This is a genomic window from Microbacterium sp. NPDC087591, assembly GCF_044743625.1.
Classification (GTDB): domain Bacteria; phylum Actinomycetota; class Actinomycetes; order Actinomycetales; family Microbacteriaceae; genus Microbacterium.
On record NZ_JBIUWU010000001.1, the window covers coordinates 1307551 to 1322304 of the forward strand.

The 14754-nt window shown below is 70.4% G+C and carries 15 protein-coding genes; 9 read left to right on the plus strand and 6 right to left on the minus strand.

Annotated elements, in window-relative coordinates; all coding sequences use genetic code 11:
• Positions 1-10: 10 nt before the first annotated feature.
• Complete coding sequence (locus ACIOVG_RS06070; protein WP_400870235.1) at positions 11-1018, minus strand: LacI family DNA-binding transcriptional regulator; 1008 nt, start codon at positions 1016-1018, stop codon at positions 11-13.
• A gap of 144 nt (positions 1019-1162) precedes the next feature.
• Here ACIOVG_RS06070 and ACIOVG_RS06075 point away from each other — a divergent pair, with 144 nt between their 5' ends.
• Together ACIOVG_RS06075 and ACIOVG_RS06080 are read left to right on the plus strand one after the other, a co-directional pair.
• Positions 1163-2098 carry a dihydrodipicolinate synthase family protein gene (locus ACIOVG_RS06075; RefSeq protein WP_247628780.1) on the plus strand — a complete coding sequence of 312 codons (936 nt, stop codon included), beginning with the start codon at positions 1163-1165 and terminating at the stop codon, positions 2096-2098.
• A 172-nt stretch (positions 2099-2270) separates the two neighbouring features.
• Positions 2271-3503: an Nramp family divalent metal transporter gene (locus ACIOVG_RS06080; protein ID WP_400870239.1), complete on the plus strand. Its 1233-nt coding sequence runs from the start codon at positions 2271-2273 to the stop codon at positions 3501-3503.
• Positions 3504-3619: 116 nt separating this feature from the next.
• Here the strand turns inward: ACIOVG_RS06080 and ACIOVG_RS06085 are convergent, their stop codons facing one another.
• Positions 3620-4276, minus strand: coding sequence for an FMN-dependent NADH-azoreductase (locus ACIOVG_RS06085; RefSeq protein ID WP_247628778.1), 657 nt, complete (start codon positions 4274-4276; stop codon positions 3620-3622).
• Positions 4277-4354: 78 nt separating this feature from the next.
• Here ACIOVG_RS06085 and ACIOVG_RS06090 point away from each other — a divergent pair, with 78 nt between their 5' ends.
• From ACIOVG_RS06090 to ACIOVG_RS06105, 4 genes are all read left to right on the plus strand, one after another.
• Positions 4355-4693 (plus strand): winged helix-turn-helix transcriptional regulator, encoded by a 339-nt coding sequence (locus ACIOVG_RS06090; protein WP_400870242.1) that lies wholly within the window; start codon positions 4355-4357, stop codon positions 4691-4693.
• Entirely contained in the window at positions 4690-5181 is a 492-nt protein-coding gene (locus ACIOVG_RS06095; RefSeq protein ID WP_400870245.1) for a hypothetical protein, read from the plus strand. Before ACIOVG_RS06090 ends, ACIOVG_RS06095 begins: the two co-directional genes overlap by 4 nt.
• A gap of 144 nt (positions 5182-5325) precedes the next feature.
• The gene (locus tag ACIOVG_RS06100) at positions 5326-5889 is read left to right on the plus strand and encodes a hypothetical protein (protein ID WP_400870247.1); all 564 of its coding nucleotides are present in this window, start codon (positions 5326-5328) and stop codon (positions 5887-5889) included.
• A complete protein-coding gene (locus tag ACIOVG_RS06105; RefSeq protein ID WP_400870250.1) occupies positions 5886-7424 on the plus strand; it encodes a polysaccharide deacetylase family protein in 1539 nt (512 codons plus the stop codon). The genes ACIOVG_RS06100 and ACIOVG_RS06105 overlap by 4 nt, the downstream gene beginning before the upstream one ends.
• Positions 7425-7430: 6 nt before the next feature.
• On the opposite strand, the gene ACIOVG_RS06110 is transcribed toward ACIOVG_RS06105, so the two are convergent.
• The 4 genes from ACIOVG_RS06110 to ACIOVG_RS06125 all read right to left on the minus strand — a co-directional run bounded on the left by ACIOVG_RS06110 (position 7431) and on the right by ACIOVG_RS06125 (position 12813).
• Positions 7431-8951: an SDR family NAD(P)-dependent oxidoreductase gene (locus tag ACIOVG_RS06110; RefSeq protein ID WP_400870253.1), complete on the minus strand. Its 1521-nt coding sequence runs from the start codon at positions 8949-8951 to the stop codon at positions 7431-7433.
• 100 nt (positions 8952-9051) lie between these two features.
• Positions 9052-10101 carry a hypothetical protein gene (locus ACIOVG_RS06115; protein ID WP_400870256.1) on the minus strand — a complete coding sequence of 350 codons (1050 nt, stop codon included), beginning with the start codon at positions 10099-10101 and terminating at the stop codon, positions 9052-9054.
• Positions 10102-10318: 217 nt separating this feature from the next.
• Positions 10319-11530 carry a hypothetical protein gene (locus tag ACIOVG_RS06120; protein WP_400870259.1) on the minus strand — a complete coding sequence of 404 codons (1212 nt, stop codon included), beginning with the start codon at positions 11528-11530 and terminating at the stop codon, positions 10319-10321.
• 65 nt (positions 11531-11595) lie between these two features.
• On the minus strand, positions 11596-12813 hold the full coding sequence (locus ACIOVG_RS06125; RefSeq protein ID WP_400870262.1) for a hypothetical protein: 1218 nt from the start codon (positions 12811-12813) through the stop codon (positions 11596-11598).
• A 186-nt stretch (positions 12814-12999) separates the two neighbouring features.
• Between ACIOVG_RS06125 and ACIOVG_RS06130 the strand changes: the two genes are divergently transcribed.
• The 3 genes from ACIOVG_RS06130 to ACIOVG_RS06140 all read left to right on the plus strand — a co-directional run bounded on the left by ACIOVG_RS06130 (position 13000) and on the right by ACIOVG_RS06140 (position 14724).
• Positions 13000-14079, plus strand: a complete 1080-nt coding sequence (locus ACIOVG_RS06130) for a M4 family metallopeptidase (protein WP_400870265.1) — start codon at positions 13000-13002, stop codon at positions 14077-14079.
• A complete protein-coding gene (locus tag ACIOVG_RS06135; RefSeq protein ID WP_400870268.1) occupies positions 14042-14368 on the plus strand; it encodes a protealysin inhibitor emfourin in 327 nt (108 codons plus the stop codon). The genes ACIOVG_RS06130 and ACIOVG_RS06135 overlap by 38 nt, the downstream gene beginning before the upstream one ends.
• 125 nt (positions 14369-14493) lie before the next feature.
• Positions 14494-14724 (plus strand): hypothetical protein, encoded by a 231-nt coding sequence (locus tag ACIOVG_RS06140; protein WP_400870271.1) that lies wholly within the window; start codon positions 14494-14496, stop codon positions 14722-14724.
• Positions 14725-14754: the final 30 nt, after the last annotated feature.

Sequence of the window (14754 nt, forward strand, 5' to 3'; positions counted from 1 at the left end):
GCGCACGGAGTCAGGCCTTGGGGGCAGTGGTGGAGGCGCGGGGGATGAGCGTCGGCAGTGCGCGGGTCACGGTGCCCGCCGATTCGCCCAGCAGATCCAGCGCGCTGGCGGCAATCTGGTCGAACGGCGTGCGCACGGAGGTCAGCGGCACGGGCAGCATGGCCGCGAGGGGGATGTCGTTGTAGCCGACGACCGACAGATCCTGTCCGACGGTCAGCCCGGCAGCCGTGGCGGCGGCGACGACCCCGATCGCGAGGTTGTCGTTCGCCGCGAAGATCGCCGTGGGACGGGACTCCTGCGCAAGCAGGGTGCGCCCGGCGATGTGTCCTGACTCGATGCCGTAGCCGGTGGAGATCACCCGGTCTTCGCCGATCTCGATGCCGCCCTCGGCGAGCGCGCGTCGCGCCCCGGCGAGTCGATCACGCGCACTCGAGGTGAACCACGGCCCGGTGATGACGGCGACGTCACGGTGACCGAGATCCACCAGGTGGCGAGCCGCGAAGTATCCGCCCGCTTCGTCATCCCCGAGCGCAGACGGGCTCAGCCCGTCCGTGCGGAGCACGAGAGCATGCGGCACCCCCCGCGCGCGCAGTGACGCCGGCAGCGTGTCGTCCAGGCGCGCCGTGGCGAGGATGAGCCCGTCGACGTTCCGGTCGAGCAGGGTCTCGGTCGCCCTCTTCTCCTCCACCGGATCGTCACCGCACGTGGCGACGACGGCGAAGGCCCCGCGAGTGCGCGCGGTGCGCTCGATCGCCTCGAACATCAACGCCATCACGTGATCGGTGAGTCGGGGAACGAGCACGCCGATCGTCCCGGTCGCTCCCCGCCGCAACCCGGATGCGAACATGTTGCGGCGGTAGCCGAGGTCGTCCGCGATCCGGCGCACGCGCTCCGCCGTCGCCGACCGCGAGGGGGGCGTGCGGTCGTCCAGGACGCGACTGACCGTGGAGATGCTGACGCCCGATGCGGCCGCGACGTCCTTCAGCGTCACGATGTGTCGATCGTGCTGCTCTGCCATGTCATCCCCCTCGGTGTCTCGCTCGGGTGTTGACATCCCCGGTGGCTCCGATCATACTTGCAATCGTTCCTGCAAACGTTCCCGCGAACGTTTGCACTTCTCGAAGACGAGAACAGCGAAGAAGCTCCCAGGAAAGGACCCACCATGACCCTCGACCTCCGCGGCCTCAACCCCGCCCCCGTGACCCCCTTCACCGAAGACGGTGCCGTCGACTACGACGCGATCCAGCGCCTGGGGTCATGGCTCGGCTCGATCGACGGCGTCAAGAGCCTCGTCGTGCTCGGGCACGCGGGCGAAGGCACGTTCCTCACCGAAGAGGAGCAGCTCGACGTCATCCGCGCATTCGTCGCATCGACCGACGGACGAGTGCCCGTGATCGCCGGCATCACCAAGGAAGGCAACAAGACCGCCGGCCTCGAGGCGAAAGCCGCCGTCGACGCCGGGGCCGCCGCAGGACTGGTCTACCCCTCGCACGGCTGGCTGCGTTTCGGCTACCAGCAGGGCGCACCTCAGTCGCGCTACCGCGAGATCTACGAGGAATCCGGCCTGCCCCTCATCCTGTTCCAGTACCCCGACAACACCAAGGCCACCTACGACCTCGACACCCAGCTCGAGATCGCCGGCCAGGAGGGGGTCTTCGCCACGAAGAACGGCGTGCGCAACATGCGCCGCTGGTACACCGAGATCCCCGCCCTGCGCGCCGCCTACCCCGAACTGCAGATCCTGTCGTGCCACGACGAGTACCTGCTGCCGACCATGTTCGACGTCGACGGGCTTCTGGTGGGCTACGGCAACGTCGCCCCCGAGCCCCTGATCGAACTCATCGCCGCCGGCAAGGCACGGGACTACGAGGCGGCGCATGCCATCCACGAACGCCTCCTCCCTGTGACGCAGAACGTGTACCACCGCGGTTCGCACATGGAGGGCACCGTGGCACTCAAGTGGGGCCTCGTCCAGCGCGGCATCCTCAGCCACGCCACCGTCCGCACGCCGCTGCTCCCGCTGCCTGCCGGCGCCGAGGACGAGATCGCCTCCGCATTCGCGCTCGCCGGCCTCGGCGAGGTCACCGTCCCCGCATGACCCCGTGGGCGAGGCGGCTTCCGAGGCCGCCTCGCCTCCCCTCCTTCCGCCCCCCCCGGGCGCCCCCTGCAGTCAACGACGACTCGAAGGACAGACCATGAACGAACGCACGACCACCCGTCACGCCTCTACCACCCCCGGCACTGGCTACGGACGGGTCTCGACTGAGACGATGAAGAACATCGTCACCTCACGCAAGCAACGGCGCCCGCTCTGGCAGCACCTGGCCCTCATCGGCCCGGCGTTCGTCGCGGGCGCCTGGCAGTTCGGCCCCGGCAATCTGACCACCGCCGTCCAGGCCGGCAGCGGCTACCAGTACGCGCTCATCTGGGTGATCGTGGTGTCGACGATCCTGATGATCTTCCTCACCGACATGGCCGTCCGCCTCGGCATCAAGTCACCCACCTCGCTCATCTCGTCGATCAAGGAGCACCTGGGCGGCTGGGTGGGCGTGCTGGCCGGCATCGGCGTCTTCCTCATCACGCTCTGCTTCTCCGTCGGCAACGCCGTGGGCTCCGGCCTGGGGCTCTCGATGCTGTTCGGCGGCAATCCGATCATGTGGACGATCATCTGCACCGCGGCCGTGGGGGCGCTGCTGCTGCTGCGCAACGTCTACCGCGTGGTCGAGAAGGTGCTGGTCGTGATCGTCGCGCTGATGGCGATCGCCTTCATCGCCTCGGCGTTCATCTCCAACCCCGATTGGGCGGCGGCGGGCGCAGGACTCCTGCCGACGTTCCCCGACGGCGCCTGGCTGCTGATCGTCGCCCTCGTCGGCACGAACTTCTCGATCAACGCCGCCTTCTACACCGCATACGGCACGAAGGAGCGCGGGCGAACGGAAGCCGACTACCGCGATGTCACGATCGTCGACACGATCCCCGGCATCATCGCCCCCGGCATCATGACGGCGCTGGTGATCGTGGTCGCGGCATCCGTCCTCGGCCAGACCGGCGAAGCCGCACCGACCGTGGTCGCCCTCGCCGGCATCTTCGAACCACTCGCCGGCCCCGTCGGCTCGACCGTGTTCGCTCTCGGATTCTTCGGCGCGGCGTTCTCGTCGATGATCGCGAATGCAACAGCGGGAGGGACGATGCTCTCCGACGGGCTCGGCCGCGGCGCCTCGTCGAACTCCTTGACCGCGAAACTGGTGAGCGCCGGCATCCTGCTCTTCGGCATCGCCGTGACCGTGGCCTTCCAGGAGTCTCCGGTACAGCTGATCGTCGTCGCCCAGGCGCTGACGGTGTTCGTGGCCCCCGTGCTCGCCGCGCTCATCATCGTCATGGCGAACCGGGGAACGCTCATGGGCGACATGCGCAACACATGGTGGCAGAACGCCGCGGGCGTCATCGGACTCGCGGCCGTGCTCGCTCTGTCGGTGCGACTGTTCCTCACCCTGATCGGCTGAGCGGCTGGACCCCGCGTCACTCGGGAGGGGATCCGCACGGCGGAAGACGGACTGCTCGAATCCGACCTCCGGCGCGTGGACCCCCTCCGTTGTGCACCGCACCCGATCCGGATGCCTCAGGCGACCTGGTCTCCACGCAGCGCGGCGAGCTCGCGGCCGTACGTGCGGGCATCGGTCTCGGCGGTCTCCTTGAGCTCGCGGGCCGTGTCGGTGAACGCATCGAGCGCCGGATTGACGCCGACCAGCGTGAACGGACGCTGCACGACGCGCAGGTCGAGGCCCCAGACGTCTTCCAGCACGCGGCGCAGCCATCCGGTCGAGTGGTCCCAGCCCTCCTTCGGGGTGCCGGGGGCGTAGTTGCCGCCGAGCACCGTGACCAGGGTCGCGGGCTTGCCCTGCAGTGCGGTGCCCGTCGGGTTGATCCGCTCGTCGGTGTAGGCCAGGTCGAACCAGGTCTTGAAGTGCTGCGAGACGCCGTAGTTGTACAGCGGCACCGCGAACAGCAGCGCGTCGGCGCCGATCAGCTCGTCGGCGAACTGCGTCGCGAGGGCGCGCGCCCGGTTCTGCCCTTCGGTGCGCTGCGCGGCATCCACGAAGCCGGCGGTGACGGCATCCGTCCACGCCGTCGCCGGCACCGGGTCCGCCGCGACGTCGCGTCGCGTCACCGTCGAGTCCGGGTGGGAGGCCGACCACTCGGCTTCGACGAGGTCGGCGAGCGCACGGCTGGCGGACGACGCGGGAAGGATGCTGGCATCCAGGCGGAACAGGGACATGGGGGCTGCCTTTCGTTTTCGTAGTCACTAGGTTTTTATTAGCGACAGCGGTTAACGTAGCACAGGTAGGATGGGGGCATGGCGGAAGCCGAGGCAGAGATCCACGCGTGTGACGCCGCGGTCACATTGGCGTTCAGCGTGCTCGGCAAGCGGTGGAACGGCATGATCGTGTCGTCGCTCGGCGGCGGCCCGTCGACCTTCGTCGCCCTGCGTCGTGCCGTCGCCGGCATCAGCGACACCGTGCTCTCCGACCGGCTCGCCGAACTGGCACAGTCAGGGCTCGTCGCCCGCACGGTCGACGCCGGTCCGCCGGTGACCGTGTCGTACGCGCTCACCGCGAGCGGGCAGGGGCTGCTGCCGATCCTCGACCAGCTGGGCGCCTGGGCATCGGTCAATCTGGAACGGCGCTCGGGGTGAGCGAGCTGCGTCCGCGCCGCGCCTGGTTGCTGCTGCTCGCCATCGGCATCCTCTCGCTGGCCGCGGCCGCCTTCCTGGCCTTCAGCCCGGGTTTCCGGCTCGCGCCACCGACACCGTTCGGCGAGACGATGGAGGTCGAGCTGTCCGCCGGCACCCACGCCGTCTACGTCACTCCTTCGGACCGGTGGGGCGACATCGACTGCACCGGCACCGTCGCGGACGGCGGAGAGGTGCAGCTCCGTCCCGACATGACGCAGCAGGGCCTACTGGTGCCGGAGGCCTGGGATGCGCAGGGCAGCTTCGTCACCGACACCGAGGGGACCACCGCCCTCACGTGCGACGGCCCTGTCGAGGGCGGACGGTTCACGGTCGGCCCCGTCCAGTCGCTCTTCGACATCGCCGGCGCCGCAGCCGCAGGCGTTCTCGCCGTGGTGCTGCTGGTGCTCGGCGTCATCCTGCGGGTCGCCCGACCGCGACCCCGCGCCTGACCTGCCGCCCCGCTGCCCCGTCCGCCCGAGGCTCCTCGTGTCATCGGGCTGCTCGCACACCCCCGCGGTAGGCTCCCCGTAGGTCGGGGGGCCTGTGTCTGCGTGACGGATCGGCACCCTTCTCGCAGAAAGGCTCCGCATGACATGACCGGCCCTCTCCCGGCCGACGCGGCGACGCTCCCGCGGCCGCGCCCGCCGCGGCGGCGCCTGCTTCCGATCGTCGTGATCACCGTGCTGGTCGCGCTCGGGCTGCTCGCGGCACTGGTCGCCCCGGTCATCGTGCGCGGCCTCACGGCGACGGTCTCGCCGCAGGAGCGCACCATCGTGCTGGAGAACGAGACGGGGCAGGCCTCGATCGTCCTGCCCGGCGGATGGTCGTGGCGCACACCCTTCGGCGACGAATCCCGGGGAGTCGCCGGCAGCCCCGACCGCGCGATGATCGTCGAGTTCTCGCTCCTCTCCGGGTCGGATGCCTCGGCAGCCCTCGATCAGATCGCGCCCGGTCCGCTCGGCCCCACGAGCGAGGAGATCCTGTCTGAACGAGCCACGGGCATCGGCGAGATCCTGCACGCGCGGGTCAGGGACCAGGAGACCGTCGTCGGAGCGGTCGCCGAGGGACCGGTCGTCCTCACGTTCATCTCCTCCCCGTCGCCCGCCTACGACGCGGAGCTCGCCGACCTCCTCTCCACGATCGAGGTCGGGCGATGACGCCCGGCCGGTCGCGATCCGCCCGCCTGCTCGCCGCCGCCGTCGGCACCGCTCTCCTCCTCGCGGGGTGCGCGCCGGAGCCGGTCGCCGGGTGGGAGCCGCGCCAGTGGACGACAGGCGGCACGATCATCGAGGCTCCCACCGCCTCCGACCCGGGGCAGGCATCGACGACCGGCATGCGGCTGCGCAACGACGACGTCGGAATCGATGCCCGCTGGGCCACGCTCCCGGGAGCTGCCGCCTTCAACGCCGCGGTCGAAGCGGTGGTGCGCGACGCCGTCGTGACGCGGGCTCAGGTCAGCGGCCAGGGCTATCGCCCGATGGTGCACCCGAGCGGCGCCGGCCTCGGCGAGCGCGGCTGCACCCCCGAGACGGCGACCGCGTCGGCATCGGACGTCCTCGGCAACCGCGAGGGGACCGTCATCGTCTGCGAGATCGTGCTGGCGCGCGGGTCGCTCTTCGGCGAGCGCCTGCGCGTCGTCTCCACGGCGGGCAGCGCGGAGCCGTCCGACACCTCGACGGTCATCTACACCGATGTCGCGACCGATGAGGTCGTGACCGAGGCGGACCTGTTCACCGACGCGGGAGCGCTGTGGCCCGCATACATCGACACCCTGCGTCGGGACGCCGGTAGCCTGAGTCTCTCACCCGTCGCGGCTCCCACCGACGAACAGCTCGCGATCTTCCGCGATGCTCTGCTGGGCAGTCATCTGACCGATGACGAGATCGTGATCCCGGTGCCCGCCGCGCTCACGGCGCGCGAGCTCGACGGGCTGGCCGGATGGCGGGAGCGCTCGCGCGAGCATCCGCCGTCCGTGGCGTTGCACGCGTCCGTCGCGCTACGCGCGCTCACGCCCTTCGCGCAGGCCCTGATCCGGGCCGAGGGGGACTTCACCGGACCTTCCACCGCGGGCGCCGGCGTCGCGCCCACCCCGTGCGATCTGGTTCCGTGCATGGCGCTCACGCTCGACGACGGCCCGTCCGACCTGACCCCGCAGTTCCTCGACGTGCTGCGCGACGAGCAGTCGGCGGCGACCTTCTTCATGCTCGGTCAGAATGCGCGATCGCATCCGGACACCGTCCGCCGGGTTGCGGCCGAGGGCCACCAGATCGGCAATCACACCTGGAGCCACGCCTACCTCACCGAGCTGACCGAGGAGCAGGTCGAGGACGAGCTCGGTCGCACCGCCGCGCTGCTGCGGGCGCTGTCCGGACAGCCGGTGGCCACGTTCCGACCACCGGGCGGCTTCATCGACGATGACGTCGTGGCGATCGCGGGCGAACCGGCGATCCTCTGGAGCGTGGACACCCGGGACTGGGAGAAGCCCGCCGACGACGATCTGGCCCGCTACGCGGTCGAGGCCCCCGCGGTGTCGACCATCATGCTCATGCACGACATCCAGGCCGGATCGGCACGCGTGTTCGACCGGGTCGTGAGCGGTCTGCGCGACCGCGGATTCTCGCTCGTCACGCTCGACGCCCTGTTCGACGGCAGCGTGCCGAGCGGCATCGTCCGGCACGGCCCGCTCGCCTGACGGATGTCACCAGGGGCTGGGCTCGTAGTCCTTCAGGAAGACGCCGTGGACGTCGTCGCCGGCCTCGCCGCGCACGATCGGGTCGTACACGCGAGCCGCGCCGTCGACCAGGTCGAGCGGGGCGTGGAAGCCCTCTTCGGCCAGGCGCACCTTGGTGTAGTGGGGGCGCTCATCGGTGATCCAGCCGGTGTCGACGGCGGTCATCAGGATGCCGTCCTTCTCGAGCATCTCGCCGGCGCTGGTGCGCGTGAGCATGTTGAGCGCGGCCTTCGCCATGTTGGTGTGCGGGTGACCGGGCCCCTTGTAGCGGCGGGAGAACTGCCCCTCCATGGCCGACACGTTCACCACGTACTTGCGGTGCGCGGAGGATGCCGCCATCGACGCGCGCAGCCGGCTGATCAGCAGGAACGGCGCCGTGGTGTTCGCGAGCTGCACCTCGAGCATCTCGAGCGGATCGACCTGGTCGATCGACTGGACCCAGCTGTTGACGCGGTTGACGTCGGGCACGAGTCCACCGGCGTCGATCGCGGTGCCGTCTGCGTGCTTCTCGAGCGATGAGGAACCGGGGGCCATGGCGAGCCGCGCGAGATCCTCGGCCGTGAGCGCCTGGCCGCCCTGCTCGGCGACCGTACCGCCGAGGGCGGCGACCGAGAGCAGCGGATGCGCGTCGACCGAGGCCTGCAGCGCCTGCGGGTGCGGGTCTGCCGTGTGGCCGAAGGTCTCCATCTCGGGCAGAGGTCCGTCGGGCAGCGGCTGCAGTTCGGCATCCGCCAGCAGCGAGTACGCACCGGGCGAGCGGCGCACCGTCTGGGCCGCGTTGTTGATGAGGATGTCGAGCGGGCCCTGCGCTGCCACCGAGTCGGCGAGGCCGATCACCTGGGCGGGGTCGCGCAGGTCGATGCCGACCACGCGCAGCCGGTGCAGCCAGTCCGCCGAGTCGGGCAGAGCCGAGAACCGCCGCACGGCGTCACGCGGGAACCGCGTCGTGATGGTCGTGTGCGCGCCGTCGCGCAGCAGCCGCAGCGCGATGTGCATGCCGATCTTGGCGCGGCCGCCCGTGAGCAGCGCGCGCTTGCCGGTGAGGTCGGTGCGGGCGTTGCGCTTGCCGTGGCTGAAGCGGGCGCAGTCCGGGCAGAGCTGGTGGTAGAACGCGTCGACCTGCGTGTACGGCTGCTTGCAGATGTAGCAGTTGCGCGGCTTGATGAGCTCACCGGCGATCGGGGCGTCGACCACGCTCGTCGCGAGGTCGTTGCCGCGGGTCTCGTCGTCGATGCGGTCGGGGGCGCCGGTGGCGGTGCGGGCGACCACGGCCTTGTCCGCCTCGGCGATGGCGTCGCGGATCTCCTTGCGGCGCACGCGCTTGACGGCCTTGAACATCGCAGCGGTCGCGTGGCGCACCGCGACGAAGTCCGGATGCTCGTTGTCGATCTGGTGCAGCTCGGAGAGCACGCGGAGCGTGGTGGCCAGATCGTCGGGGTCGATGCCGGCGCCCACGGGCTCGTCGGAGGGCAGAGGTGCGTCGGTCATTGTCCCGATTTTACGCGAGTGTCCTGGGCGTTCGGCTCAGAGAGCCGCGGACCGGTCGGCTGACCGCACCGCGCTCACCGAGACGATGGCCGACGCGCGCTCAGAGTGCGCAGGCGGAGTTGTCGCCGTCTGCGAAGTTGATCGTCAGACGCTGATCCTGCCCACCACCCAGACCCGCGGAGTTGGCGCTGAACTGCGCGCGGCCGTTGCTCACGAGCGCGGCGGTCGCGTCGACCGTGTACGAGAAACTCGCCTCGACGACGTCTCCCGCGCCGAGGGGGCGCCCGAGCGCGATCGCGTAGGTGCCGGACCCCGTGCTGTCGACGGTCGCCGCGGTGGGAACGCCGTTGACGGTCAGTCCGCCGAGAGTCACGCCCGTGACGGCGAAGGCCTCCAGACTCAGATTCAACGTGACGTCGCCCGGAGTGCTGCCGGGGCCGACGCTGGTGACGGTGACAGCGGTCGGCAACTCCATCTCGCAGGCACTGGTGGTGTAGCGGGTGAAGGTCGCCGACGCCTGCAGACCCCACGGGCTGTTCGCCGGCACCGTCGTCGCCGTCGCACTGCCGAACGAGTTGTTCGAGCTGTCGTCGTCGGACGTGAGGACCTGCCAGTACAGCGGTCGGTAGTCGTCGAGCGCGTCGTTGGGGTACTGGATGTCGAGGTCGTACTGGGTGAAGATCCAGATCGTACCGGGCCCGAACACGTCTTCCTCGACCGGTACGGGAACCGGGATCACGAAGGTGACCGTCGACTCGTTGCCGTTGACCACGGGCGCCGAGTACGACAGCGGCGTCTGCGGGTTCGCCGGGCTGCCCTGGCTGAAGGTGAAGTCGCCCGGCGTGATGATGCGATTGTCGTAGCGCATCGTCACGATGGTGCCGGCGGGAGCCTCCTGCGGACCGTGGTTGAGCAGAGTGAATCCGTCGGCGAACCCGTCGACGTACTTGAGCGTGGCATCGGCATTGAAGATCGCGGTACCGTCGCCGCGCTGCAGACCCTCGGTGAAGAGGTCGAAGCCGACGGCACTCGCCGCTGCCAGCGGTGTCGATGCGACGGCCGCCACGACCGGAACACTCCACACGGCCGCGGTCAGGACGCTGCGTCGCTCGACCCCCGTACGCTCGACCAACTCGTTGTCATTACCCATGTGTGTCCCCCCAGGACGTCGACGATCGGAACCCAGTGTATTGGAGCCGTCGGCGGCGCCGTCGACCCCGACGCCGCGGACCCCCAGGACTAGGGGTCCGCCGCACGGCCGAATCACCGAGTGCACGACGAACGACCGAGTGCACGGCTTCCTCCCGCGAAGAAGCCGTGCACTCGGCAGCATCCGGTGCACTCGGCACCAGCGACGGGACGCGGGGTCAGTGGCCGGCGGCGCCCACCACCACGAACTCGTTCGGCACCACGTCCAGCGTCGCCTCGGCCGACACCTCACCGGTGTGCAGATCGATCGCCAGGATGCGGTTCGCCGCGGGCTCGGTGACGTAGGCGATGTCGCCGACCACGCGCAGGCCGGGGTGCGGCTGCTGCCACTCCGTGGGGCTCTGCCACGGGTCGATCACGGTCCAGGACTCCTGCACGGCACCGGTCTCGTCGAGCACGTTCAGGCTGCCGTCCGCACCGAGCACGATGATGTCGTCGTGGCCGCTGCGGCCGACGCCGCGCCAGGTGTACTCGACACCCTCGGGCAGGTCGACGACCGAGAGCGTCTGCGCGTCGGTGTCGACCAGCGCGAGCTGCGAGAGCAGGTAGCCCTCGGCATCAGGGTCGGCGTTGTAGTCGGCCGCTGCGATCGCGCTGGTGTCGGTGACGTAGGCGTTGCCCGTGCGGCCGTACTCATCCGGCGCCTGGAGCTTGGTGAAGGCGCCGTCGTCGAAGAGCAGCACGCCGTCCTGGCAGCCGAACATCACGACCTCGCCCTTGACCACGCCCTCTCCATGCACGCTGGGGCACTGTTCGTTGCGGGTGACCTCGGTGCCGTCCGCCGCGAGCAGACGCACACCGCTGCGCGACTCCTCCGTGCCGATCGTCGAGAGGGTGGTGCCGTCCGACAGCTCGATCGCGACGCCGTGGTGGGCCGCCTCCGAGGTGATCGTGTCGAACGCGGGCAGGGTGCCGGTGCCGATCGCGTCGGTGTCGAACACCCGCACGTCTCCGGTGCCGTCGTCGAACAGGGCCGTGCGGCCGGCGTGCGGGGTCACGTGACCGGGGGCGACGGCGTCGAACACCTCGCCGGTGAACCCCACGGCGCCGGAGGCGAGGCCGGTGTCGAGCAGGTGGAAGCCGTCATCCGCCGTGACGAAGACGTGGCCGTCATCGTCACCGGCGCTGTTGACGCGCAGGAAGCCGTCGAGCTCGACCTGGTCGACGGTGTCGAGCGTCTCGCCGTCGAGCACCAGGACGCCGCCGTCATGGGTCACGGCGATGCGGGTGTCGCCCTCGTGGGCGTGGTCGGAGGTGGCGGGCTCAGCGCTGTCGGCGGCGGGCGCTGAGGTCGCGCATCCGGCGAGCGTCACGGCGGCGAGCGCGCCGAGCGCACCGATCGCGAGGCGGCTGCGGGCAGGTCGGGACATGGGTTTCTCTCTCTTTCTCAGGGGTGCGCGGGTGCGCGCGACGGACGGCGCCGTCGAAGGTCGGATCAGCCGACGAGCTCGACGAGCCAGGGGTCGAGGTCGGTGAAGGTTCTGGTCACGCCGAGGTCGTCGCGGTGGTCGAGTTCGAGCACGACTCCGCCGGCCGGGTCGGAGACGTAGGCGTACCGGCCGTCGACGATCAGCTGCACACGGTCGCGGGATGCCGCATCGGCGAGGGATGCCGCGACCAGCGGTTCCGTGCGGGCGAGGACGGCGCCGTCGGAGGCGAGCACGCGGATGCACCCCTCGGCGTCGATCGCGACCGTGCGACCGTCGTCGTCGCCGATCGCGGCGGCGCGCACGAGAGGAACCTCGGAGTCGAGCTGCGTCCAGGTACGCTGCCGCACGTCGAGCAGCCACGCGCCGTCCGCGGTGACGCCGGCGAGGTCAGGACGGTCGGTGCGTCCGCTCAGCTGCATCGCGGATGCCCCGCGTGCGGGCAGGGGGATGCTCTCGCCGACGATCGCTCCGCCGACCGCGCGGGTGAACAGCACGGCGCCCTCGGCGCACGAGTACACGGCGCCGACGCGGGTGATGTCGGCATCCGTGACGGCGGAGCACGGGACGCTCTCGCCTGACACCGGAGTGCCGTCGCCATCGACGACCTGGATCGTCGTGCCGTCGGTCGGGACGAGCAGGTGCCCCGCGAAGGGGATGACCGGACCGGTCGTGTCGACGCCGACGCGGGGAGCGCCGTCGAGGCCGGCGACGAGGTCGTCGTGAGCGAGGGTGACGACCTCGCCGTCGAACAGGAGTGCGGCGCGTTGCTCTCCCGCGGTGACGCGGGGGATGCCGGTGCCGTCGAGCGTGCCGAGCACGTGCGGTTCGCCGCGGAACGAGTGGGAGTGGTCGCCGTGGGGCACGGTCCAGCGCCCGGTGTCGATGACCTCGACGGATGCGCGACCACCGACGCCGTGCGCGCGGTAGAGCAGGCGCCCGTCGCTCTGGATGCTCTCGAGGTCGTCGCGGGCGTCGGCGAGAGCGATGCGCTCCTCGGTCTCGAGGTCGAGGAGCGTGGCCGCACCGTCCTCGCCGGCGACGACCAGGCCACGGGCGGGGGCGGCGACTTCGGCCGCGCCTCCGCCATCGATCCCGTGGGAATCGGTGGGGGTGGCCGGGGTCTCGGCGGCCGGGGGCTCGGTGGCGCAGGCGGTGACGGCGAGCAGCGCGACGAGAAGTGCGGCGGATCGGGCGGGGGCGCGGCGGGGGCGGTGGGCGTCCATAGGACTCTCACCCTATTGATAACGATTCTCAATCTCAAGTTGAGAGCGAGCCGTTTCGGGAGGAGTTCCCCGCCTCGGGAGGTGGAATACGGGCCGAACCTCCTCCCGAGCGGCAGATCTCCTCCGCACGCCCGGCGCTGACCGGCGACACTCCCGAACGTCGGCACCCCGGCGTAGGGTCGGTTCATGAGCAGCACATCCTTCGCACGTCACGGCGTCGTCCCCTCCTATCTGCTCGCGCGCCTGGCCGAGTCGGGCCGCTTCCCCAAGGCCGCGGCCGCCGCACGGCAGACCCTGACCGCGGGCCGTCCGCCGTTCCGGGCGCGCATCGACCTGTCGATCGATGAGAACGGCGACCTCGTCGCGCAGCTGTCGGATGCACCGAACCGCACGATCAGCGACGCCGGCAATACGCAGACCCTGCCGGGGATCGTGGTGCGCACAGAGGACGACGGCCCGACCTCCGACACCGCGGCCAACCAGGCGTTCGACGGCCTCGGCGCCACCTTCGAGCTGCTGCTCTCGGCCTTCGGTCGCAACTCGCTCGACGACGCGGGAGCCCCGCTCGATGCGACGGTGCACTACGGCGTCGACTACGACAACGCGTTCTGGGACGGAGAGCGCATGGTCTTCGGCGACGGAGACGGCGAGGTGTTCCAGCACTTCACGGCGTCGACGACGGTGATCGGCCACGAGCTCGCCCACGGCGTCGTGCAGCACACCGCGAACCTCGAATACCAGGGGCAGCCCGGCGCGCTGAACGAGTCGATCGCCGATGTGTTCGGAGCGCTCACCGAGCAGTACCTCCTCGGGCAGACGGCGGCACAGGCGACGTGGCTCATCGGGGCCGAGATCTTCACGGATGCCGTCGAAGGTGCAGCGCTGCGCTCCATGATCGCGCCGGGTACCGCCTACGACGACGACGAGCTCGGCAAGGACCCGCAGCCCGATCACATGAGCGGGTTCGTGCGCACGACAGAAGACAACGGCGGGGTGCACATCAACTCCGGCATCCCCAACCGTGCGTTCGCCCTGTTCGCGACCGACCTCGGCGGCAACGCCTGGGAGCGCGCGGGCACCACCTGGTACCGGGCGCTGACCGGGGGCCTGTCGAGCGCGGCGACCTTCACGGAGTTCGCGGATGCCACCGTCGCCGCGGCCGGCGCGATCGACGAGGCCACGGGTGCCGCGGCTCGACGCGCGTGGACCACCGTGGGAGTCTATGCACATGAGCGAGTCCCCGGTTCCGATCGACGAGTCGACTGACTCCGACGTCGTCATCGCGGTGGTGCGCTCCGGCGGCATCGCCGGCATCAGCCGTCGCTGGCGGGTGGAAGCGGAGCCTTCGCACGCTTCGGAGTGGATCGCCCTGATCGAGAGCTGCCCCTGGGACGAGGATCCGGATGCCTCCACCGGCGCCGACCGCTTCGTCTGGAGCATCCGCGTGCGCACGCCCGCCGAGCGCCACGAACGCGAACTTCCCGACTCGGAACTCGCCGGCCCCTGGCTGGCTCTGGTGCAGGCCGTGCGCGAAGCGTCGCGCAACACCGATTGAAGCCCGGGCGGGAACGCGGCCAGGTCGTGGGCTACTTCACCTTCCGGCAGGTGGGCTGAGTCAGCATCCGGTCAATCCGATGTGAATCCGCTCGCGTGCACGAAGAGCGGGGTCACAATGGAGGCATGGGATTGTTCCAGAACCGCCCCGAAGAAGAAGAGAACCAGTGGGCCGGGCTTCCGTCCGAGCCCCTCGAACGCGAAGGCGCCGACGTGCTCGACGCCGGTCCGTCGATCGACCCGATGGCGCTCGGACTGGGAGCCTCGGTGACCTCGCTCGTCTTCCCTGTCGCTGTGCCAGCACCCGCCGACGTCTCGACTGAGAACCGCGAGCCGGACGAAGAACCCGACGCCTGACCCGATCCTCGCCCACCTCCGCCGTCGAAG